Annotated in this window: 25 protein-coding genes; 12 read left to right on the top strand and 13 right to left on the bottom strand. The window is 66.9% G+C overall.

Translation table 11 applies throughout. The features are described 5' to 3' along the window. Positions 1 to 6: 6 nt before the first annotated feature. The 8 genes from KBY65_RS09120 (at position 7) to KBY65_RS09085 (ending at position 4,853) form a co-directional block, all read left to right on the top strand. Positions 7 to 399, top strand: coding sequence for a hypothetical protein (locus KBY65_RS09120; protein WP_094559555.1), 393 nt, complete (start codon positions 7 to 9; stop codon positions 397 to 399). A gap of 102 nt (positions 400 to 501) precedes the next feature. Next, the gene (locus tag KBY65_RS09115; RefSeq protein WP_094559554.1) at positions 502 to 1,161 is read left to right on the top strand and encodes a TMEM165/GDT1 family protein; all 660 of its coding nucleotides are present in this window, start codon (positions 502 to 504) and stop codon (positions 1,159 to 1,161) included. Positions 1,162 to 1,232: 71 nt separating this feature from the next. Continuing rightward, positions 1,233 to 2,234: a type I glyceraldehyde-3-phosphate dehydrogenase gene (gene gap / locus KBY65_RS09110; RefSeq protein WP_255001382.1), complete on the top strand. Its 1,002-nt coding sequence runs from the start codon at positions 1,233 to 1,235 to the stop codon at positions 2,232 to 2,234. Positions 2,235 to 2,262: 28 nt separating this feature from the next. Further along, the gene (locus tag KBY65_RS09105; RefSeq protein ID WP_255001381.1) at positions 2,263 to 2,451 is read left to right on the top strand and encodes a hypothetical protein; all 189 of its coding nucleotides are present in this window, start codon (positions 2,263 to 2,265) and stop codon (positions 2,449 to 2,451) included. A 48-nt stretch (positions 2,452 to 2,499) separates the two neighbouring features. Beyond that, a complete protein-coding gene (locus KBY65_RS09100) occupies positions 2,500 to 2,877 on the top strand; it encodes a hypothetical protein (RefSeq protein WP_094559551.1) in 378 nt (125 codons plus the stop codon). Further along, positions 2,874 to 3,104, top strand: a complete 231-nt coding sequence (locus tag KBY65_RS09095) for a hypothetical protein (protein WP_255001378.1) — start codon at positions 2,874 to 2,876, stop codon at positions 3,102 to 3,104. Before KBY65_RS09100 ends, KBY65_RS09095 begins: the two co-directional genes overlap by 4 nt. A 54-nt stretch (positions 3,105 to 3,158) precedes the next feature. Next, positions 3,159 to 3,539, top strand: a complete 381-nt coding sequence (locus KBY65_RS09090; protein ID WP_233128462.1) for a LexA family protein — start codon at positions 3,159 to 3,161, stop codon at positions 3,537 to 3,539. A 6-nt stretch (positions 3,540 to 3,545) separates the two neighbouring features. Next, entirely contained in the window at positions 3,546 to 4,853 is a 1,308-nt protein-coding gene (locus tag KBY65_RS09085) for a Y-family DNA polymerase (RefSeq protein ID WP_094559549.1), read from the top strand. 20 nt (positions 4,854 to 4,873) lie between these two features. Here KBY65_RS09085 and KBY65_RS09080 read toward each other — a convergent pair whose 3' ends face one another. From KBY65_RS09080 to dnaG, 3 genes are all read right to left on the bottom strand, one after another. Beyond that, complete coding sequence (locus KBY65_RS09080; protein WP_094559548.1) at positions 4,874 to 5,125, bottom strand: hypothetical protein; 252 nt, start codon at positions 5,123 to 5,125, stop codon at positions 4,874 to 4,876. Between the two features lie 80 nt (positions 5,126 to 5,205). Then, a complete protein-coding gene (locus KBY65_RS09075; RefSeq protein ID WP_094559547.1) occupies positions 5,206 to 5,559 on the bottom strand; it encodes a hypothetical protein in 354 nt (117 codons plus the stop codon). Between the two features lie 130 nt (positions 5,560 to 5,689). Then, a complete protein-coding gene (gene dnaG / locus KBY65_RS09070) occupies positions 5,690 to 7,783 on the bottom strand; it encodes a DNA primase (protein WP_255001377.1) in 2,094 nt (697 codons plus the stop codon). Positions 7,784 to 7,815: 32 nt separating this feature from the next. Between dnaG and KBY65_RS09065 the strand changes: the two genes are divergently transcribed. Continuing rightward, a complete protein-coding gene (locus KBY65_RS09065) occupies positions 7,816 to 8,679 on the top strand; it encodes a DMT family transporter (protein WP_254987287.1) in 864 nt (287 codons plus the stop codon). On the opposite strand, the gene KBY65_RS09060 is transcribed toward KBY65_RS09065, so the two are convergent. Beyond that, a complete protein-coding gene (locus tag KBY65_RS09060; RefSeq protein ID WP_254987286.1) occupies positions 8,654 to 9,097 on the bottom strand; it encodes a hypothetical protein in 444 nt (147 codons plus the stop codon). The two genes, KBY65_RS09065 and KBY65_RS09060, sit on opposite strands and share 26 nt — an antisense overlap. Positions 9,098 to 9,164: 67 nt before the next feature. After that, on the bottom strand, positions 9,165 to 9,668 hold the full coding sequence (locus KBY65_RS09055; RefSeq protein WP_094559650.1) for a hypothetical protein: 504 nt from the start codon (positions 9,666 to 9,668) through the stop codon (positions 9,165 to 9,167). A gap of 21 nt (positions 9,669 to 9,689) precedes the next feature. Between KBY65_RS09055 and ruvA the strand changes: the two genes are divergently transcribed. The 3 genes from ruvA to KBY65_RS09040 all read left to right on the top strand — a co-directional run bounded on the left by ruvA (position 9,690) and on the right by KBY65_RS09040 (position 11,132). Then, positions 9,690 to 10,337, top strand: coding sequence for a Holliday junction branch migration protein RuvA (gene ruvA / locus KBY65_RS09050; RefSeq protein WP_255001375.1), 648 nt, complete (start codon positions 9,690 to 9,692; stop codon positions 10,335 to 10,337). A 92-nt stretch (positions 10,338 to 10,429) separates the two neighbouring features. Further along, positions 10,430 to 10,699, top strand: a complete 270-nt coding sequence (gene rpsO / locus KBY65_RS09045; RefSeq protein ID WP_094559543.1) for a 30S ribosomal protein S15 — start codon at positions 10,430 to 10,432, stop codon at positions 10,697 to 10,699. A gap of 13 nt (positions 10,700 to 10,712) precedes the next feature. Continuing rightward, on the top strand, positions 10,713 to 11,132 hold the full coding sequence (locus tag KBY65_RS09040; RefSeq protein WP_255001374.1) for a PAM68 family protein: 420 nt from the start codon (positions 10,713 to 10,715) through the stop codon (positions 11,130 to 11,132). On the opposite strand, the gene KBY65_RS09035 is transcribed toward KBY65_RS09040, so the two are convergent. The 8 genes from KBY65_RS09035 to trpD form a co-directional block, all read right to left on the bottom strand. Continuing rightward, entirely contained in the window at positions 11,112 to 14,642 is a 3,531-nt protein-coding gene (locus tag KBY65_RS09035; protein ID WP_255001373.1) for a DNA polymerase III subunit alpha, read from the bottom strand. The two genes, KBY65_RS09040 and KBY65_RS09035, sit on opposite strands and share 21 nt — an antisense overlap. 111 nt (positions 14,643 to 14,753) lie before the next feature. Further along, entirely contained in the window at positions 14,754 to 16,214 is a 1,461-nt protein-coding gene (gene gatA, locus KBY65_RS09030) for an Asp-tRNA(Asn)/Glu-tRNA(Gln) amidotransferase subunit GatA (protein WP_255001372.1), read from the bottom strand. Positions 16,215 to 16,258: 44 nt separating this feature from the next. Next, positions 16,259 to 16,498 carry a DUF1816 domain-containing protein gene (locus KBY65_RS09025; RefSeq protein ID WP_255001371.1) on the bottom strand — a complete coding sequence of 80 codons (240 nt, stop codon included), beginning with the start codon at positions 16,496 to 16,498 and terminating at the stop codon, positions 16,259 to 16,261. Positions 16,499 to 16,559: 61 nt separating this feature from the next. Beyond that, positions 16,560 to 18,236: a 23S rRNA (guanosine(2251)-2'-O)-methyltransferase RlmB gene (gene rlmB, locus KBY65_RS09020; RefSeq protein ID WP_255001370.1), complete on the bottom strand. Its 1,677-nt coding sequence runs from the start codon at positions 18,234 to 18,236 to the stop codon at positions 16,560 to 16,562. A gap of 15 nt (positions 18,237 to 18,251) precedes the next feature. Beyond that, positions 18,252 to 18,638 carry a ribonuclease III domain-containing protein gene (locus KBY65_RS09015; protein WP_094559648.1) on the bottom strand — a complete coding sequence of 129 codons (387 nt, stop codon included), beginning with the start codon at positions 18,636 to 18,638 and terminating at the stop codon, positions 18,252 to 18,254. A 37-nt stretch (positions 18,639 to 18,675) separates the two neighbouring features. Continuing rightward, complete coding sequence (locus tag KBY65_RS09010; protein ID WP_094559647.1) at positions 18,676 to 19,020, bottom strand: STAS domain-containing protein; 345 nt, start codon at positions 19,018 to 19,020, stop codon at positions 18,676 to 18,678. Between the two features lie 102 nt (positions 19,021 to 19,122). Further along, positions 19,123 to 20,259, bottom strand: coding sequence for a glutamine-hydrolyzing carbamoyl-phosphate synthase small subunit (gene carA / locus KBY65_RS09005; protein ID WP_255001369.1), 1,137 nt, complete (start codon positions 20,257 to 20,259; stop codon positions 19,123 to 19,125). A gap of 22 nt (positions 20,260 to 20,281) precedes the next feature. Further along, positions 20,282 to 21,325, bottom strand: coding sequence for an anthranilate phosphoribosyltransferase (trpD, locus tag KBY65_RS09000; protein WP_255001367.1), 1,044 nt, complete (start codon positions 21,323 to 21,325; stop codon positions 20,282 to 20,284). Positions 21,326 to 21,338: the final 13 nt, after the last annotated feature.

Below are 21,338 nucleotides of genomic sequence, written 5' to 3'. Positions count from 1 at the left end.
CGAACCATGAGTTTCGACGCCCGCAGCCGCGAACGCCTCGAGGCCCTCGGCCGCAGCCTGCCCAAACCGCTGCCCACACCGACGCCGCCCCAGCAGGGCACGCCCAAGGCCACAGACAAACGCCATCGCGTTGAAGTCGAGGAGAACCCGGAGGCCCTGTTTCGCGAACTGATGCAGGTCAGCCCGGATGGCACCGTGCCGCCCCATCTGATGGAGCGGTTGCGGGAGCTGGAAGCCCGCCGGCAGGACCCTCCACCGGCAGCCGCTCCCGCCTCGGGTCGCAACAGGCCCACCGGAGCCAACACCGTGGGCCGGGCGGATCCCCGCACGGCCGCGGACCACGTCGACCTTTACACCGCATTCCAGCAACTGCTGCTGGAAGACGACGAGGACGCCTGAGCTGGCTGCTGCAGACCCGGGCCGGTGCGTGCTGGCCATGGATTTACCACTGGCGTAGCCGCTTTCACGCCGTTTTTCCCACCGCTGGGGTAGGGGTAGAGGATGAGCATCACTCTTTCGAGCGACCCCAGCCTGGCCGCCTTCGGCTCCAGCCTCACCGCCATCACCCTGGCCGAGCTGGGCGACAAAACGTTTTTTATGGCGCTGATCCTGGCGGTGCGCCATCGGGGCCGCTGGGTGTTTCTCGGTGCCTTTGCCGCCCTCACGGCAGTCACGCTGATCTCCCTGGCCCTGGGCTACGGCCTGCGGGAATTGCTGCCACCCACCGTGGTGCCCTGGCTGGCCGCCGCCCTGTTTCTCGGCTTTGGCCTCAAGCTGCTGATCGATGCCCAGGGCATGGCAGCGGACGCGGCCTCGGAGGAAGCTGAGGAAGCCGAGGAAGCGATCAATGCGGCCGAAACCAGCCGGCCAGTCAATACGGCCTGGGCGGTGATCTGGGAAGCCTTCGTGCTGGTGTTTGTCGCCGAGCTGGGTGACCGCACCCAATTCACCACGATCTTCATGGCCACGGCACCAGCCCAGGTGTTCAGCTTCACCGGCCTGCTCGCCGGCACGCTGCTGGGTCACGCCCTGGTCACCTGGCTGGCGGTGGGGGCGGGCAAATGGATCGGCCAGCGCGTCAACGAGCGGCTCCTGTACCGGCTCAGTGGTGGCCTCTTCCTGGTGTTCGGTCTGGCGGCTCTCCAGCAGGCCCTGGGCTGACGGCAAGGAGCCTGATCAGTGCCCCTAAGGTGGCTTCGAGCCTTTTTATTCAGGGTTTCAGGAGCGCCGCGATGACCATCCGCATCGGCATTAACGGGTTTGGCCGCATCGGCCGTCTGGCCTTCCGCCGAGCCGTGAGCATGCCGGACGTGGAGGTGGTGGGCATCAACGACCTGATCGATGTGGAGTATCTGGCCTACATGCTTCGCTACGACTCCACCCATGGCCGCTTCCAGGGCGAAGTGCGCGTGGAGAACGGTCAGCTGGTGGTGAATGGCAAGGCCATCCGCATCAGCGCCGAACGCGACCCGAACAATCTCAACTGGGGCGCCGTGGGCGCCGACTACGTGCTGGAGAGCACCGGCTTCTTTCTCACCGACGAAGCGGCCCGCGCCCACATCAACGCAGGCGCCAAGCGTGTGGTGATGAGCGCTCCCTCCCAGGACGCCACACCCATGTTTGTGATGGGCGTGAACCACACCGGCTACGCCGGCCAGGACGTCGTGTCCAACGCCAGCTGCACCACCAACTGCCTGGCTCCAGTGGCCAAGGTGCTGCACGACAACTTCGGCATCGTCAACGGGTTGATGACCACCGTGCATGCCGCCACCGCCACCCAGAAACCGGTGGACGGCCCCTCGGTGAAGGACTGGCGCGGCGGCCGCGGTGCCGGCCAGAACATCATCCCCAGCTCCACCGGTGCCGCCAAGGCTGTGGGCCGCGTGATCCCCGAGCTCAACGGCAAGCTCACCGGCATGGCTTTCCGCGTGCCAACCCCCGATGTGTCGGTGGTGGACCTCACCGTGAACCTGGCCAAGCCCACCAGCTACGACCAGATCAAGGCCGCGATGAAGGCCGCCTCGGCAGGCCCCATGGCCGGCATCCTCGGCTACACCGAGGACGAGGTGGTGAGCACCGACTTCCTGGGCGAGAGCTGCACCTCAGTGTTTGATGCCGGTGCCGGCATCGCCCTCACCGACACCTTCGTGAAGCTGGTGGCCTGGTACGACAACGAGTGGGGCTACAGCTGCAAGTGCATCGACCTGATGCGCCACATAGCCACCATTGGCTGACCCAGCAGTGGCTGACCCAGCAGCAGTGTTGAGCGACACGCTCCATCGCGACGAAGGGCAGCGCATCCGCGATGCCCTTCGCTACCAGGCCCGGGAGCTGCATCACCGCTCCTTCGCTGTGCACAGCAGTCGGCGCGATCTCCTCTGGGAAGAGATGGATCGCTGCCTCGCCCTGGCCGACCGGGTGGAGCAGCACTGGCTGCGGCCTGACAGCTGAGGATGAGACAGGCCGGGCACTGGTGAAGGGACCTTCCCTTCCCTGCCCATGGCCTGCGGCGCCGTGATCTCCCTGCTCGAGTCCCACCGGTCACGCCAGGGCCACTGGTGGCTTCCCGATGCCGGCTTCCCCCAGCACCTCGCCAGCCTGCTCGGCGCGCCGCTGCGGGCCAGCGGGCTGCCGCCCCGCAACTGGCGGGAGCTTGCTGCCGTGTTTGAGCCGCTGCGGCCCCTGCCCAGCGCGGAGGCCCCGTCCACCGCCGCCACTGCCACCTACCGCTACCTGATCTGTCTCGACAACCGCGGCAATCGGCTGTCCTGCTGGCGCCGCTACCCGGAAGGAGTGGGCTGGCAGCGCCGCTGCGGGCCGATGCCCCTGGCGCAGTTCGTCCGCCGCTTCAGCCAGCGCCTAACCTCGCCGGCATGACCGGCAATCTGCAGGCGATCGGCTTTTTGCTCAGCTGGGTGCTGGGCTGGGGCATTGGCGGTTCCCTGATCGATGCCGGGCTGATCCAGGCCGGCGTCTATTCCCTCGAGACGGGCCAGCTCGGCACGCTCACCACTTTCATGCTGTGGACCCTGCTGTGGGGCGGCGGCGGCCTGTGGCTCTATCGGCGCTTCACCGGCTCCAAGGATGCCGGCCCGCAGGACTAGGCCGGCGCCATGCCAGTACACCTGAACTAACGTGATTGGGTTTGCGGCGCGCCGTTGGCACCCCCCGCTCCCCCCACCAGCCTCACCCCCACCAACCTCACCGCCATCAGTCTTGAAGACGAGCTGATCCGCTGCCGTGCCAGCACGGTGTTGCTGCGGGTGAGTGGCGAGTCGATGCAGGGCGCCGGGATCGCCCACGGCGACCTGCTGATCGTGGATCGAGGCCTGGAGCCCCGGCCTGGCCAGATCGTGGTGGCCTGGCTCGCTGGTGGTTTCACCCTCAAACGGCTGGTCTGCCACCGGGGCCGGCTGCGGCTGGAGGCGGCCCATCCCGCCTATCCCCCGCTGGAGCTGGATCCCGGCGCTGAGCCCCACCTCTGGGGGGTGGCCGTGCACGTCATCCGTACCCTCGAGCCCGGCACGGGCCATCGCTGAAGCGCCATGACCTGCCGCTCTCAGGCCACCGGCCGGCCAGCGATCGTGCTGATCGACGGCAACAACTTCTACGCCTCCTGCGAAGCGGTGATGGATCCCGCACTGCTGGGCCGACCGCTGGTGGTGCTGTCCAACAACGACGGCTGCATCGTGTCGCGCAGTGCCGAAGCGCGAGCCCTCGGCATCCGCATGGGCCAGCCCTACTTCCAGGTGCGGCGCGAGCTGGAACGCCAGGGTGTGGTGGTGCGTAGCTCCAACTACGCCCTCTACGCCGACATGAGCCAGCGGCTGATGACCACCGTGGAGCCGTGGGTCGAGCAGCTGGAGATCTATTCGATCGATGAGGCCTTCGGCCAGCTGCACCGGCCCGCCGGCCACGGTGACCTGCACGACTGGGGCCGGCGACTGCGCCACCACGTGCTCTGCGAGCTGGGCCTGCCGGTGGCGGTGGGGATCGCCCCCAGCAAGGTGCTGGCCAAGCTCGCCAACCGCCTCGCTAAAACGGCACCCGGAAGCGACGGTGTGTGGGACTTCGGCGGCATCGGTGACCCCGATCCCCAGCTCGAAGCGGTCGCGATCGAAGACGTGTGGGGCATCGGCCGCCAGCTCTCCCGCTGGTGCCGCCTGCGCGGCATCAGCCATGCCCGGGCCCTGCGGGACATGCCCAGCGGCGAACTGCGGCGCCGCTGCGGTGTGGTGGGCGTGCGCCTGCAGCAGGAGCTGCGCGGCCACGCCTGCCTGCCACTGGACACCCTGCCGGCCACCAAGCGGGAAACCTGCGTCAGCCGCAGCTTCAGCCAGCCCATCACCACCCAGGCCGAGCTGCAGGAGGCGATCGCCACCTACCTGAGCCGGGCGGCGGAGAAGGTGCGGCGCCAACGGCAACGGGCCGGGGCCATCACGGTATTTGTGCGCAGCAGCCCCTTCAATGGCACCAGCTTCTACAGCAACAGCGCCACGGTGACCCTGCCGCTGGCCAGCAACGACACGGCCGTACTGCTGCAGGCGGCCCTGCCCCTGGTGGAGCGGCTGTTCAAGCCCCACAAACCCCTACAGAAGGCTGGCGTTCTGCTGCAGAACTTGCAGAGCGAGGAGATCCTGCAGCACCACCTGCTGGTGCCACTGCCCCTGGAGCAGCAGCACCGCCGCTCGGCCCTGATGGCCACCATCGATCGCCTCAACCGCCACTACGGCAGCGGCACCGTGCAATGGGCCGCCGCAGGCCTGCAGACGCCCTGGCGGATGCGACGCTCGCGGCTCTCCGGTGCCGCCACCACGCGGCTGGCCGCCATCCCGGTGGTGCAGGCCCGTTGATGGGTCTGGCAGGGCCGCGCTTAGGCGAGCGACACAAGGGCTGCTTCGATCATGGCGGCGCTCACAGGGATCGTCTCGAGTTCGTCGGCGTTGTCGAGGTAGGCCTCGAAGGAGGCATAGCGCCGGATGCATGGCTGCACCTCCGCTTCCGCGCAGGCCTCAGCCCAGCTGCCCTCCTCAGGCTGCACAGCGAGATAGGCGGTGAGGGCTTCCTCGAGATCGCCACCATCCCCGATGGCCTCGCCCTGCCAGAACACCTCGAAAAACCCCATGGCCGCAGGTATTGGCAGTGCACAGAGAAATCCAGCGTATCCGGGCACTACAGCGCCATCGGGTGGCGATGGATGAGCGCTTACCACCAGTCACCCCAGAAAGGACCTCCGAAGCCATCCTCGAAGCCGGGTTCGACGGTCCAGGTGGGTGCCGGTCCCCCGGCCTTGGGCGGCTTGGGTGGCCCTGACAGGGTTTCGGCATTGATGCCGGGAATCGGCACAGCCCCACAGGGGCACTGACACAAGCCATCCGGCCCAATCAGCCCCACGCTGGGCTGCTCACAGCTGCAGGGGCAAGCCTGGCTCTGGGCCTGGATCGGGGCCGGGGCCTGCGCCTGGGCCGGTTGGGAGCAAGGCAACAGAGCAGCAGCCAGGCCAAGCAGGCCGATCCCGCTGACAACGGCGACGCGGGACGGCAACAGAGACGGGGACATCAGGACAAGGCCGAGGAGATCGGGATGGGTTTAGGGAATCCAGAGGTGTTGAACAAACCGTTCAACAAACCGTTGAACGGGCTGTGAAACGCCCTGGTGAGCACAGCCGCAGAGAGGATCAGGCAGAGGATCAGGCAGCGGGTTGGGCCATCACCTCCCCGTAGCCGGCGCGACGCTGGGAGTCGAGGTGCTCCAGGTGTTTACGCTCGTTGTAATAGAGCTCCTGGAAGCGCAGGGCATCGCCATTGAGCTCGGTGAACAGGGCTTCAATCCGCGCCTCCATGTCGCTCACCGGAGCCAGACCAGAGGCGGCGGCTCGCGCCTCCTGCCGCTCCTCATCCAGCAGCCGGGCGATGCAGCGCTCCAGGGTTTCGAGGCGCTGGGTGCTCCAGGCATCCAGCAGGTGCCGGCAGCGCTTGACGCTCTTCTGGCGCTCCAGGGCCGCCGTGGCACCGCGCAGCTGCAGCATCGGCTGGCTGAGGGCCATGCGCTGCAACTCATTGGGCTCCAGCAGGGGCGTCAAGCGGCTGAGCAGGGCGCTCTGCTCCACCACCAGCTGATCACCCAGCAACCGGGGCAGCTCGAGATCGCCAAGGTCGTGGCCGGGATCGCTGCCGCGGTTGATCGCCTCCAGCCGGCCAACCCCCAGGTTGTCTTCCTCGAGGGCGCTGATCGCCGCCCACAGCAGGCGGTGGTGTTGCAGGGCGAAATCGTCGAGCTCCCGCTGGCGCAGCTCCACCCGGATGGCAGCGCGGTGGCTGGGGCAGTGAAGATAGAGCCGCAATAGCTCCGCCTCGGCCCGTTCCCGCAGGCCCGCCTCGCCGGGCTGTTCCCACTTCTGGGAGCGGCCATGCCAGCGCTGGCCTTTCACCTGCTGGCGCAGGTCGTCTTCCAACTGGATCGCCAGACGCGCCTGACCGCCGCTGAGCCGCTCGGCCACCCGCTGCAGGTAGTGGCTGCGCACGGCGCTCTGGGGCAGCTTGCCGAGCAGAGCCACCAGGGCCGTTACCACCTGCTGGAACTGGTCGGGACGGGCGAGATCGCGCCCCTCCAACACCTGCTCGATCTGCCAGTCGAGCCAGAGGGGGGCCTGATCCAGCAGGGAGCGGTATTCGCCAGCCCCCTGGCCCTTGAGAAATTCGTCGGGATCCTTGCCAGCGGGGAGGTGCAGCACCCGCAGCTCCAACTGCCCCTGCAGCGCCAGCTGCTCCACCTCGCCGATGGCCCGCTGGGCAGCACGCACACCCGCACCGTCGCTGTCGAAATTGAGAATCAACCGGCGGCTTTCGCAGCAGCGGCACAGCTGGGTGATCTGCTGGCTGCTCAACGCCGTGCCGAGGGCCGCCACGGCATTGGTGATGCCGGCGGCATGCAGGGCGATCACATCGAAATAGCCCTCCACCACCACCGCCCGGTCGTCCTTGCGGATGGCGTTGCTGGCCTTGTCGAGGCCAAACAGATGCTTGCCCTTCTCGAACACCTCCGTTTCCGGGGAGTTGAGGTATTTCGGCTCGCCACCATCGAGGCTGCGGCCACCAAAGCCGATCACCCGCCCCTGGCGGTCCTTGATCGGCACCATCACCCGGTGGCGGAAGCGGTCGTAAAAACCACGGCTGTCCTGTGAAAGAGCCCCCTTGCGGGGCACCACCAGGCCAGCCGCCTCCAGCAGCTCCGGACCCAAGCCCTCCACCTGCTGCAGGTGGCTGAGCAGGCCGTCCCAGCGGTCGGGGGCGTAGCCGAGCTCAAAGGCCTCCAGGGTGGCTTCGCTCAGGCCGCGGCTGTCGCGCAGGTAGGCCAGGGCCGCTGCGCCCTCGGGGGCGCGCAGCTGGCTGCGAAACCAACCCGCCGCCAGGGTGAGCACCCGGTGCAGCTGCTCGCGACGGGAGAGCTGCTTGCGCAGGCGCTCCTGCTGGGGGCCGTCGAGGGTTTCGATCGGCAGCTGATATTTGCGCGCCAGCTCCAGCACCACATCGCTGAAGCTCTGGCGCTGATGCTCCATCAGAAACTTGATGGCATTGCCGCCGGCCCCGCAGGAGAAGCAGTAGTAGAACTGCTTGGCCGGGGACACCGTCATCGACGGCGATGTGTCGTCGTGGAAGGGACAGATGCCAACGTATTCCCGCCCCTTCTTCTTGAGCACCACGTGCTCGCCCACCACATCGACGATGTCGGCCCGCTCCTTGACGGCCTCGATCGTGCGGGGGTGGAGGCGCGGCAGGCTCAAGGCGATGGGGGGCGGTGGTGGGCGCTGAAGCGATGCCCGATTCTGACCGGGGCAGGCGGGCCATGCTCGGAATGGTGGCCAGCGCCCTGAGTTTTTCGCTGATGGGCGTGTGTGTGAAACAGGTGGGGGGCCGCATTCCCGCCGCCGAGGTGGTGCTGGCGCGGGCCATTGTGAGTGTGGCCCTGAGCTGGTGGCTGCTGCGCCGGGCCGGCATTTCCCCCTGGGGCCAGCGCCGGTGGTTGCTGATCTGGCGCGGGGTGATCGGCACCGCCGCCCTGCTCTGCGTCTATGCCGCCCTGGCCGCTTTGCCGCTGGCCTCAGCCACGGTGCTGCAGTACCTCTATCCACCGTTCACGGGCCTGCTGGCCTGGCTGATGCTGGGCGAGCGCATCGGCAAGCGGGTGGTGGCCGCCATGGCCTTGGGCTGGCTTGGGGTGCTGCTGGTGGCCCAGCCCGGCGGCAGCATGGCCCTGGCCTGGCAACCTGTGCTGATCGCCGTGGCCGGGGCCCTGTTCACGGCCCTGGCCTACGTGAGTGTGCGCTCCTTGGGCCAGAGCGAGCACCCGCTCGTGATTGTCTTCTACTTCCCCCTGGTGGCCCTGCCCCTGAGCCTGCCGCTGGTGGCGCTCCATCCGGTGCTGCCCACCCCGATGGAAGTGCTCTGGCTCCTCGGCGTGGGGCTGTTCACCCAGCTGGGCCAGGTGTACCTGACCCGCAGCCTGATGGCCCTGCCGGCGGCGCGGGCTACAGCCATCAGCTACGTGCAGGTGTTGTTTGCGGGGGGCTGGGGCTGGCTGCTGTTCGGCGAAGCGATCGACGCCTGGACCATCGCTGGCGCGGCCCTGGTTCTGGCCGCCACCCTGGTGAGCCTCAGTCACCGCCAGCGGGCGCGCTGATCCTCTCGGCGTGGGCCACCACCCGGCGGCAAAACGCCAGGAGCTCCTCAGGCGTCATGTCGTGCTTGGCGTCATTGGTGCGCCAGGCACAGATCACAAAGTCGGGGCTCGGTGTGTTGAAACGGTGGTCGATGGTGGGCAGCAGGGCGTACTGCTTCTTGTGTTCGCCCTTGCCTGTTGCTGCCTCCCGATTGTCGTAGGTGCCGATCAGGTGCCAGTCGAGCGGCTCGCCGGTCCAGTGGTCCAGACCGGCCGAGGCCACCACGGCGTTGTGAATGGCCAGGCGGTAGTCCTGCACATTGCCGCTCCCGCCGCGCTTCTGATCCCGCTTGCACAGGGTGACGGCCTTGCGCTGCACCCAGCCGGGATAGGTGAGGGCCACGGACTGAGGCAGCCAGGGTGGGGCGGGGGTCTCCATGCGGTTCGCGTTGGGGTGCGGGTCGAGAAGCTCTGCGGATGACGCAGGAAAGGGTCCTGAAGCCTGGTCAGCCCTTGAGCGGCAGGGGGTCGGTGATCCAGGCCTGCACGTTGGCATCGTCCCCTGCAGCGCCATCGGCAGCGAGGCTCCTGGGCCTGGCCAGACGCCAGCTCTCGCCCCGTACCCCACGCTGCAGATAGAGCTCAAAGGGGCTGTCGACCCGAATCGGATCGCCGGCCAGGCGCCAGTCGAACTGACCCAGCACCCGCAGACCCTTGGCGTCGCCGATCCGCACCGACTCCTGTTCAGACACCCGCACCCGGCTCACCTCCGGGGTGCCGCCGGCCTCGAGGGCGAGGGCCTCAGCGATGGCCCCCTGGGTGAGCTGGATCTGCAACTCCAAGGCCTGCAACAACACCGAGCGCGGTGGCTGAGCGACACCACTGCAACCGGTCAGCGCGGTGCAGACCACCAGCACCAACGGCAACAACCAACCGAGCAGCCGGCGAGATTGCCACCGGGATCGAATCGCGGGCGAGGCCTGGGCACGGCTGGGCAGGGCGGGCACGATGGGGGACCTTTCACTGCTCCCATGATCGGCTGGCTGCAAGGGCAACTCACCCATCCCTGGCAGCAGGACAAACGCTTCGGCCTGATGCTGGTGTGTCAGGGGGTGGGCTACGACGTTCAGGTGAGCCAACGGCAATGGCAGCAGCTGCCGGCGGAGGGCAGCGCCGTGAGCCTGCACATCCACCACGCCATCCGCGACGACGCCTGGATCCTCTACGGCTTCGGCGAACGCCACGAGCGGGATCTGTTCCGGGAACTGGTTGCCGTGAGTGGTGTGGGTCCCCAGATGGGCCTGGGGCTACTCGGCGTGATGGATCCAGGTGAGCTGGTGCAGGCGATCGTGCAGGCCGATCTGCGCCGGCTCTGCCAGGCCCCGGGAGTGGGGAAGCGCACCGCGGAACGGCTGGCGGTGGAACTGCGCACCCGGCTGCAGCAGCGATTCCTGGGGCAGCTGGAGGGGCAGGACGACAGCGATCCCTTAGCGGACGGCCCGCTGCTGCCTGCCGCCGGTCGGGATGAGGTGCAGCTCACCCTGGCGGCCCTGGGCTACGAGGCCCTGGAGATTCACCGGGCCCTGCGGGCCGTGGCCGCAGGCGGGCTCGGGGAAGAGGCTGGGGCGGAAGATTGGATCCGCGAATGCCTGCGCTGGCTGTCCCGCCAGGTGGCCTGAACCGACAGCTACCCAGACCCCTGGGCGGTATGGTGGTCGCTTGCACCGTAGGTCCCCAACCCGGGCCCAGCCTGCGCTTCACTCCCCAGCCCATGCCGCTCACCACCACCAAAAAGCAGGAACTGATCAACGGTCACCAGACCCATGGCACCGACACCGGTTCGGTGGAAGTGCAGGTGGCCATGCTCAGTGAGCGGATCAGCCAGCTGACCGGCCATCTCCAGAAGAACAAGCACGACTTCTCCTCGCGCCAGGGTCTGCTCAAGATGATCGGCCGCCGCAAGCGGCTGCTCGGTTACCTCAACGGCATCAGCAAGGAGCGCTACAGCGCCCTGATCGCCAAGCTCGGCATCCGCGGCTGAACGGAGCGCGTCCATGGCCGGCAAAGGAATTCAACGCCGAGTTCCAGCCGGCAAGGGCTCACGTCAACCCGCTCGCCAGCAGGTGATACCAGACGCGGTAGCCAACCGCATGGCCCGGCGCATTGCGATCGGCACCGGCATCCCCACCCTGATGGGCATGGGCGTGTTTGTCGGCAGCTACTTGCTGGTGAGCCGAGAGATCGCCGACATTGCTCCCGGTGCCACCTTGGCGGCATCGGGAGCTTGTTTTTTTCTAGGCCTGCTCGGCCTGAGCTTTGGTGTGCTGTCGGCCAGCTGGGAAGACCAGCCGGGCAGCCTGTTGGGCACCGAGCAGATCGGGGTGAACATCAGCCGCCTGCGCAGCTCAATTCGGAGCATGCGCGCAGGGGGCAATGCCCAGCCGCCGCCCGGCTCAGGCCGCAAGGATGGGTGAGCTGACCCTGGCGCGGAAGTCGGCGGCAGTCAGCGTGTCCAGGGCGGCTCCCACGTCGCCCACACAAAACTGGGGCCCGAGTCGCACGAAGCGGGTCTGATCCGCCTGGTGCACCAAGGCCACCACCGGCACCCGCAGTCCGGCCTCCTCCTGGGGTGGCTTGTGGCGGTGCAGGCATTCCCGTAGCCGGTGCTGGATGGCGATGTCGGCAGCCTGTTCGGCCGGAAGATCGACCATCAGCAGCTGAAGATCGTCGATGGAGCGGCAGTCGTCGACAATCAGCTGCACGCGATCATCGCGGCGGTCAACCGAAGCCCACACCAACAGACGGGCGTCCACCATCAGGTGATCCGCCAGGCGGGCGTAGCTCTTGGGAAACACGACGGCCTCGCAGCTGCCGGTCAGATCCTCAAGGAGCAGCACGGCCATGCGATCACCCTTGCGGGTGGTCACCTGGCGCAACTCAGACACCATCACCACAGCACTCACCTTGGCCTTATCGGCCATCTCCTCCAGGCTGCCAAGGGCCACCGGTGAGAGCAGTTTCACCTGGTGGGCCAGCTGCTTGAGGGGGTGATCCGAGAGGTAGAAGCCCACCAGCTCCTTCTCCAGCCGCAGTTTCTCGGTGGGGGGATAGTCGGGCACTGGAGCAGCCTTGGGCGCCGTACTCAAATCGGCCACGCCCGCCGCAGTGGAATCGGCCCCCGCGGCGGCTCCGAACAGGTCAAACAGATTGCCCTGACCGCTGGCCCGATCCTTGGCGCGGGAGCTGGCCCAATCGATCACCAGTTCGAGATCCGCCATCAACTGGGCCCGGTTGGCCTTGGGTTCGAGGGCATCGAGGGCACCGGAGTGAATCAAGGCCTCCATGGCTCGGCGGTTGAGCTGCTGGCCGGGAATGCGATCGCAGAGCTCGGCTAGAGATTCATAGGGGCCATCGTTGCGTCGACCTTCGATCAACTGACGGATCGCCCCATCGCCCAGATTGCGCACGGCCGAGAGGCCGAACAGGATGCGATCGCCGACCGGTGTGAAGTCGATTCCGGAGGCATTCACATCCGGCGGCATCACCTCGATGCCCATGGCATTGCAGTTGGCGATGTAGCGCTGCACCTTGGCGCTGTCGCCGGCATTCACAGTAAGCAGCGCCGCCATGTAGGCCACTGGATAGTGGGCCTTGAGATAGGCCGTCTGATAGGTGACGGCCCCATAGGCGGTGGAATGGCTCTTGTTGAAGCAGTATTCCGCGAACAGCACCATCTGTTCAAACAGGGCTTCCGCAACCCTCGGATCAACACCCCGCTCGGTGGCACCACTCACGAAGATGCTCTGGTGTTTCTCCATTTCGCTTTTCTTCTTCTTACCCATCGCCCGCCGCAGCAGGTCGGCTTCACCGAGGGAATAGCCGGCCAGGGCCTGGGCGATCTTCATGATCTGCTCCTGGTAGACCATGATCCCGTAGGTCTCCTTCAGGATCGGTTCCAGCTTTTCATGGGCCACATCGATCGCTTCGCGACCGTGTTTGCGGTTGATGAACTTGGGGATCAGTCCGGCATCGAGAGGGCCCGGTCGATAAAGGGCCAGAATCGAGGAAATGTCCTCCAGCGATGAGGGCTTGAGATCGCGCACGATCTGGCGCATGCCACTCGATTCAAGCTGGAAGATGCCTTCGAGATCGCCCCGGGCCAGCAGGGCATAGGTGCCTTCATCGTTGAGGGGCAGGTCGTCGGGATCAACCTTGATGCCACTACTCTGCTCCACCAGGTCGACGGTCTTGTCGATCATTGTGAGGTTTTTGAGCCCGAGGAAGTCCATCTTCAAGAGGCCCATCGACTCCACGTCTTCCATGAAGTACTGGGTGATCACCTGGCCATCGTTGTTGCGCTGGAGCGGCACCAGCTCATCGAGCGGATCTGCGGCAATCACCACGCCGGCCGCATGCACCCCGAAGGTTTTGTTGGTGCCCTCAATGCGCATGGCCATGTCCACCCAGCGCTGGACCACAGGGTCCTTCTCATACTTCTCGCGGAATTCCGGTGCTGGCGATTCAGCACCAATCATCTCCTTGAGCTTGGCGGGTTTGCCCCGCACCACCGGAATCAACTTGGCCAGTCGATCGGCATCGCCATAGGGAATATCAAGCACCCGGGCCACATCCTTAAGCACAGCCTTGGAGGTCATGCGGTTGAAGGTGATGATCTGGGCTACCTTCGCTTCGCCATAGCGCTGGGTGACGTAATCGATCACCTCACCACGGCGCTCGATGCAGAAGTCGGTGTCAATATCCGGCATGGACTTGCGCTCTGGGTTGAGGAAGCGCTCGAACAGCAGGCCATTGGTAACCGGATCGATGTTGGTGATGCCCAGGGCATAGGCCACCAGGGATCCGGCCGCCGAGCCCCGACCCGGCCCCACCGGGATGCCGTTATCCCGGGCGAAGCGGATGTAATCCCACACCACCAGGAAGTAGGTGGGGAAACCCATCTGCTCCATCACCTGCAGCTCGAAAGCCAACCGCTCGCCGTACTCCGGCTTAAACGCTGCATCGCTCTCCAGATGCAGGCGATCCCGCAGGCCCTGCTCGGCCACCGCGGTGAGGTAACTCACCGGTGTATGGCCCTCGGGAATCGGGAACCGCGGCATCTGGTAGCGGCCCAGGATGTCGTAGGCCTCCACCTTCTCAGCCACCTTGGCTGTGTTTGCGACAGCCTGCTCCACCACTGCTGGCGGCAGGTGATCGCCGAACAGGGCGAGCATCTCGGCCTCGCCTTTGATGTATTCGGTGCCCGTGTAGCGCAGACGCTTTTCGTCGCTGATCAGCTTGCCGGTGAGCACGCACAGCAGCGCGTCGTGGGCCTCCACGTCGTTGGCACTGAGGTAGTGGGCGTCGTTGGTGGCAATCAGCTCAATGCCCAGCTCGGCACCGATGCGAGCGATCTCGGTGTTGACGATGCGGTCTTCGATGCCGCCATGGTCCTGGATCTCCAGGTAGAAATCGTTGCCGAAGGTCTGCTGGTACCAGCGGGCCACGTCGCGGGCCACCTCGGGGCGGCCCCGCAGGATCGCCTGGGGAATCTCGCCGCCCAGGCAGGCGGTGGCCACAATCAGCCCTTCGCTGTGCTGGGCCAGCAGCTGCTTGTCGATGCAGGCGCGGGCAAAGATGCCCCGGCCGCGCATGCCGCGCAGGTGACTGATGCTGGTGAGTTTCACCAGATTGCGGTAGCCCTCCGCGTTCTTGGCCAGCACCACAAGGTGGTAGCGCTTCTCCTTTTTCTGCTGGGGGTCATCAATGGAGCCATTGATGACATACATCTCGTTGCCGATGATCGGCTTGATCCCCGCCTTGGTGCAGAGCTTCAGCAGCTCGATGGCGCCATACATGACGCCGTGGTCGGTGAGGGCCAGGGCGGGCATGCCGAGCTCAACCGCCCGCTCCACCATCGCCGGCAACTGACTCGCCCCGTCCAGGAGGCTGTAGTCGCTGTGGTTGTGGAGCGGAACGAAAGCCAAGGGCAAAAGCGGCCGGCAGGCACCTGGTGCAGGCCCAAGTTAGGCGACTACGCAAGATCCAGCGTGGTGCTTGGAGCACCCGCGGCTACCGGCACCAGATCTGGAGTGCCGCTAGGGCACCAGATCAGCCACCGGACGGCTCTGCATTACCCGTGCGGCTTGCTCGTAGTGGTGAGCCACCTGCAACAGCCGCGGCTCTTCGAGCACACCGGTGATCAGTTGCAAGCCGATCGGCAAGCCCTGGAGATCGAAACCGCAGGGGACATTGATCGCCGGCAGGCCAGCCATGTTGGCGGGGATCGTGAGCAGGTCGGCCAGGTACATGGCCAGGGGGTCGTCCCTGTGGGCGCCAAAGCCGAAGGCCGTGGTGGGGGAGGTGGGAGTGAGCAACACATCCACCGACTCGAAGGCCCGGTCAAAGTCGCGACGGATCAAGGTGCGCACCTGCTGGGCCTTTTTGTAGTAGGCATCCACGTAGCCCGCCGATAGGGCGTAGGTGCCGATCAGGATGCGCCGCTGCACCTCATCGCCGAAGCCCTCGGCCCGGCTGCGCGCCGTCATCTCCGCCAGGCTTGCCGCATCGGCTGCGCGGTAGCCGTATTTCACGCCGTCGTAGCGAGCCAGGTTGGCCGAAGCCTCCGACGGCGCAATCACGTAGTACATGGCGATGCCGTCGTTGAAGCGGGGGCAGCTCACGTCGACCAACTCACAGCCCAGGGCCTCCAGCTGGGCGGCAGCGGCGAGCACAGACGCCTTCACCTGGGGATCGAGACCCTCCGCTTCAAAGCACTCGCGCACCAGGCCCACCCTCAGCCCGGCCACCGGCTGCTGCAGGGCCTCGACGTAATCGGGCACGGGGGCGTTGAGGCAGGTGGAATCGCGGGGGTCGGCACCGGCGATCACCTGCAGCAGCTCGGCAGCATCAGCCACCGAGGTGGTGAAGGGGCCGATCTGGTCGAGGGAGCTGGCGAAGGCCACCAGGCCGTAGCGGCTGACGCGGCCATAGGTGGGCTTGAGCCCGACCACCCCGCAGAAGGCAGCCGGCTGGCGTATCGAACCGCCGGTGTCAGAGCCGAGGGAGGCCATGCACTCACCGGCGGCCACCGCCGCCGCACTGCCGCCGGAGCTGCCGCCGGGCACCTTCTCCGGATTCCAGGGGTTGCGGCTGGGGCCAAAGGCTGAGGTCTCCGTCGAGCTGCCCATGGCGAACTCGTCGAGGTTGGTTTTGCCCAGCAGCACGCCACCGGCCTGCCAGAGGCGCTCGGTGACGGTGCTCTCATAGGGGGGCACAAAGTGCTCCAGCATGCGGCTGGAGCAGGTGGTGGCGACCCCTTTGGTGCAGAGGTTGTCCTTGATCGCCAACGGAATCCCCGCCAGCGGAGGCAGCTCTTCACCGGCGGCCCGGAGGGCATCGATGCGATCGGCATCGGCCCGGGCCCGCTCCGCAGTGACGTCCAAATAGGCGTGCACGGTGGAATCGACCGCCGCGATCCGAGCCAGATGGTGATCGGTGAGCTCCCGGGCCGAGATGTCGCCCTTGCGCAGTTGCTCACGCCATGCGGCGATCCCCATTCACCTACTTGCAAGCTGGTCTGGACGCTATCAGCTGACCCCGATCAACCCACTTCGGTGAGGGGCTCACCCCGGCGGGTGCGCAGCAGCTGATGCTCAAGGGATCCGGGCGATTCAGCCTGCAGATCGGCGAGGAAGGCTGGCAAGTGGGCATCAAGGGTGCCACGACGCACAAACGGCCCAAACCAGTAGACCGCGTCCGGTGAACGGGTTTCCACCCGCGCCCACCAAGCTAGGCCCAGACCATTGGCGCAGCTGCGCACGGGCCACAGCAGGGGATTCATGGAGCAGGGGCAGGACTGCGTCCATTCTGCCCGCCATTGGGACCGGAAGGGATTGGGCGCATCACAGCTGAATGTCCCCGTTGAAACCCGCGGGCCCTGCCGGGGTGAGACCGAGGTCCAGGGTGGTCTCATTGACGCCGGGATCCGCCACGGGAGCCTCATCCTCAGGAGGCATCCAAGCCGCAACAGGCAGCTCTTCAGCAGCTAGCTCAGCGATGGGGGGAGCCTCCTCCAGTGCCAGGGGAGAGACCTCAGGCTCAGCGACCAGCTCAGTGACCAGCTCAGCGGCCATCTCAGTGGCCATCTCAGCGGTCTCCGCCGCTGGAGCGGGGAGCTGGGGGCGAACCAGGCGCGGTGCGGGCTGGGAGCCACGCAACCCCTTCATCCAGCCGCGACGGGCCACTTCATAAAGCAGCAGGGCGGTGGCCACGGAGGCATTGAGGCTGGGGGTGGCACCACGCAGGGGGATGCGCACCAGCTGATCGCAATTGCGGCGGGTGAGCATGGAGAGGCCATCGCCCTCCGATCCGGTGACGATGACAAGGGGGCCCTCCAGATCGGCCTCCTCCAAGCTGACGGTGCCCTCAGCGGCCAGGCCCACCACCCGATAACCCTCCTGTTTGAGGGTGTCGAGGGCGCGGTTGAGATTGACGACCCGGGCCACGGGCAGGTGCTCCAGTGCCCCGGCTGCCACCTTGGCCACCGAACCGGTGAGGCCGGCGCTGCGGCGCTGGGGCAAGACCAGGCCATGGGCCCCGAGGGCCTCGGCGCTGCGGACGATCGCCCCCAGGTTCTGGGGATCGGTGAGGCCATCCACCGCCATCAGCAGCGGCGGTTCGCCGATGCCGGCGCAACCCTCAAGCAGGGTCGGCAGGTCCAGGGTTTCCGCAGCGGCGGTCTGCAGGGCAATGCCCTGGTGCACGGCCCCACCAGTGATCTGCCCCAGGCGCGCCCAGGTGACCTCCTCCACCAGCACCCCGGAGGCTTTGGCCTCGCGCAGCAACTGGAGAAATTTCGGGCTGAACCGCATCTCCGGCGTGCACCAGACGCGGTGGATGGGACGACCACTTTCAAGGGCCGCCTGGGCTGGATGGCGTCCCCAAATCAGGTCGGTGCTGGGGTCAACGCTGTGGCGCTCCGCATCGCCACTGGGGGGGAGGCTGTCGGCATCGACAATCAGGGGCTTGGGCGAGAAGCGTCCTGGCGACGGGCGCCCACCTTCGAATCTGCCAGCTTCAAATCTGCCGCTGGCAATTCTGCCCCCGTCAGCACGGCGTCCTTCGAAGCGCGGGCCATCGGGACGGCGCCCTGCAAAACGGCGACCATCGGGGCGTCCTGCCGCATCGGGGCGCCGACCCTGGGGACGACCTTCAAAACGGCCACCAGGCCGGCGGTCGTAGGGCTTGCTATCGGCGGCACCGCGATCCCCTGAGAAACGATCCGGCCTGCGCTCCCCATAGGCGGGGCGGTCGCTGTCATTGCGGCGCTCAAAGGGGCGGCGTTCACCTCGGCTGCTGGGGCGATCGGCGCCACCGTCGCGGCGGGGTTGATAGCGCGAAGCGCCGCGAGGCGCAGGCCCGCCTGGGTCCCGCCGGGCATCGCGGCTTCCCTCCCGGTCCTCGCCGGCTCCATCGCGGCGCCACTCCGGCTTTGGACCGCTGAAACGGGGCGGGCGACCAGCCCCGCGGGCCCCGCCCCCCGTCCGCTTCTCGGGGCGGCGATCAAATCGTGGGCTCATGACGTCTTCCGCAGGTTATGGATCGTTCTCCTTCAAGTGATCTAGCAGCTCGACCAACCGGGGAGGGTTGTGAAGAAACAGCCAGCCCAGCAGCGTCTCAAAACCCGTGGCCTGTCCGTAGGCCGCCGCATCCCCCCGGCGCGGCCCACGACCGGCCCGATTGCGGCCGCGCCGCACCAGATCGCGCTCGGCCTCACTGAGCAAGGAATCAAGACACTCCAGTGCCTGGGCCTGGGCATCGGCGCGCACCACCTGCACCACCTGCTGATGCAGGGTCTGGGAGCGGGCAGGGCGACGACAGCGCTGCAGGCGATGGTGCAACTCCCACACCGCATCCCCCAGCCAGGCCAGCTGCAGGGGGCCGAGCTCGGCACCGGGGGGCTGGGGCGTCAGCCCTGCCAACCAACCCGTGCTGTCCAATGGGTCGGGGCTGCCCTGCTCAGGCCGCGAGGTTGCCAAGGGCGGTGTCGAGATCGGGCTGGAGATGCAAAAACTCTTCCAGGCGCACCAGCTTCACGGTCTGCACCACCCGGGCGTTACCCACCACCAAAAACTGTTGCTGGTCAGCGTTGCACTGCTTGGCAAGTTGCACGAGCGCCCCCAGTCCGGAGGAGTCGATGAAGTCGATGTGGCTCAGGTCGATCACCAAGGACTGGCCGGTGCCTCGATGGGAGGCCACAAACTCGCCGAACTGCTTGTCGGAATAAGCGTCAAGCTGCCCCGTGAAGCGGAACAGCTGGCAGTGGGCCTGCTGCTCGAAGCCGCCTCGAAGGGACACCGTCAATCGCTGCAGGTCGTTGATGGCTCCAGCCCCCAATCCGTTCTGGGGCGAAGTGTAGAGAGCAAATTTGTCGCTGCTGCAGTCGCAACAAAACTGCGACAGGCTTCAGCGGCGCTCGGCCATCAGGGTGGCAAAACGGGCGAAATGGTGGTCCGCGTCATGGGGACCGGGACTCGCTTCGGGGTGGTATTGGACACCGAACACAGGCTGAGAGCACATCTCCAAGGCCGCCACCGTCTGGTCGTTGAGGTTGTGATGGGTCACGCGCACCCGCTCGGCGGGAAGGGAATCCGAATCCAGAGCGAAGCCATGGTTTTGGCTGGTGATCTCCACTTGGCCGATGCTGCCGCAGGGATGGTTGAGGCCGCGGTGGCCATAGCCCAACTTGAAGGTGCGGCCCCCCAGGGCCAGCCCCAGGATCTGGTGACCCAGACAGATCCCAAACAGGGGCAGGTTGGGCTGCGCAATCAACCCCTTGGCCAGCTCAATGCCAGTGGCGACGGCGGCGGGATCGCCAGGTCCATTGGAGAGAAACACCCCCTCCGGCTGGTGACTGAGCACCTGCTCAAGGGTGGCGTCAGCGGGTAACACGGTGATCCCACAGCCATGGGCCACCAAGCGCTCGAGGATGGCCCGCTTGATGCCGAAATCGATCGCCACCACGCGGTAGGGGCGATCGGGGCGCTGCTGCAGCCGGGCGTCAAAGGCCGCGCCAGAGGAGCGATCCCACTGATAAGGCTCTGGGGTCGACACCTGGGCCGCCAGGTTGAGCCCCTGCATGGAGGGGGCTGAGCGCACCTGCTCCAGCAAGGCCCCAGGGGCGGTGCCATCGGTGCTGATGGCCCCGTTGATGGCGCCCCCTTCTCGCAAATGGCGCACCAAGGCGCGGGTATCGACGGCACGGATGCCGACCACACCGTGCAGGCTCAGCCATGCTTCCAGATCTCCTTCGGAGCGCCAATTGCTGGCGCGTGGTGCCAGCTGGCGGGCAATGACGCCACGCACATGGGGCCGATTCGCCTCCTGGTCGTCGGCGTTGACGCCGGTGTTGCCAAGCTCGGGATACGTGAAGGTGACCAGCTGCCCGGAGTAACTCGGGTCGGTCATCACTTCCTGATACCCGGTCATGCCGGTGTTGAACACCACTTCACCGATGGCCGTGCCGCGGGCACCAAAGGCCTCGCCCCGCAGGACCGTGCCATCGGCCAGCACCAGCAGGGCAGTGGCAGCAGGCTCGCTCACGGGTTCAACGCAGTTGGTTGGATCATCCCGCAGCGGGGGCGGGGAGGGCGGCGCGCAGCCGCTCCAGGGCCTGCCAGCCGCCGCCAGCCGCCAGGGCCTGCTGGGCCTGCTGGAGTCCATCCGCCACGCTGTCGGCCCGGCCAGCGGCCCACAGCACCAAGGCCGTGTTCAACGCCACCACATCCTGTTGGGGCTGGGTGCCCCGGCCCTGGAGCACCGCTTCAAGGATGGTGCAATTGGTGGCGAGGTCGCCGCCAGCCAAAGCCGCCAGTGGCGCTCGAGCCAGGCCCAACTGCTCGGGGTCGAGTTGATCGGCCTGCACCGCTCCGTTCTCGACCAGCCGTAGGGCATTGACGCCAGCGAGGGACGCCTCATCCAAGCCACCGTGGCCGTGCACCACAACCGCGCGCCGCAGGCCCAGCTGAGCCAGAGCCTCGGCCATGGGATCGAGCAACTCCGGCCGGGCCACCCCCAACACCTGGGCCTCGGGCCGCAGGGGATTGACCAGCGGCCCGAGCAGGTTGAACACGGTGCGCACCCCAAGGGTGCGCCGCAGGGGGGCCAGGCCGACGAGAGCCGGATGCCAGCCCGGTGCGAACAGGAACGTGAGCCCTGCATCGGCCAGGGCGCCGATCACCTGCTCCGCTGGCGCCTGCAGATGGAGGCCCAGGGCTTCCAGAACATCGGCCGAGCCCACCCGGCCGCTGGCGCTGCGGTTGCCGTGCTTGGCCACAGGCGCACCGCAGGCAGCCGCCACAAAGGCCACGGCGGTGGAAATGTTGAAGCTGTCGGCGCCGTCGCCGCCGGTGCCGCAGGTGTCCACCAGGGCGAAGGACGGGCGGGCAGCTGGCATCGGACAGGCCTGCCGCAGCAACGCAGCCATCGCCGCCAGCTCGCCACCCGTCACCCCCTTGGCCCGCAGAGCCACGAGCAAGCCACCGGTAAGAACGGGGTCAATTTGCTGAGCCAGCCAGCCATGCATGAGCGCTGTGGCCTGCTCTGTCGAGAGCGGATCTCCCTGCAGCAGTTGCTCCAGGAGAGCGGGCCAGGGATGGGCTTGGGCCATGGGGTCGGGGAGG

This window comes from Cyanobium sp. Alchichica 3B3-8F6 (assembly GCF_024346435.1).
In the GTDB taxonomy this organism is placed as follows: Bacteria; Cyanobacteriota; Cyanobacteriia; order PCC-6307; family Cyanobiaceae; genus Cyanobium_A.
The sequence above is the reverse complement of the archived record's forward strand: the minus strand, read 5'-3'. Positions and strand labels throughout refer to the sequence as shown.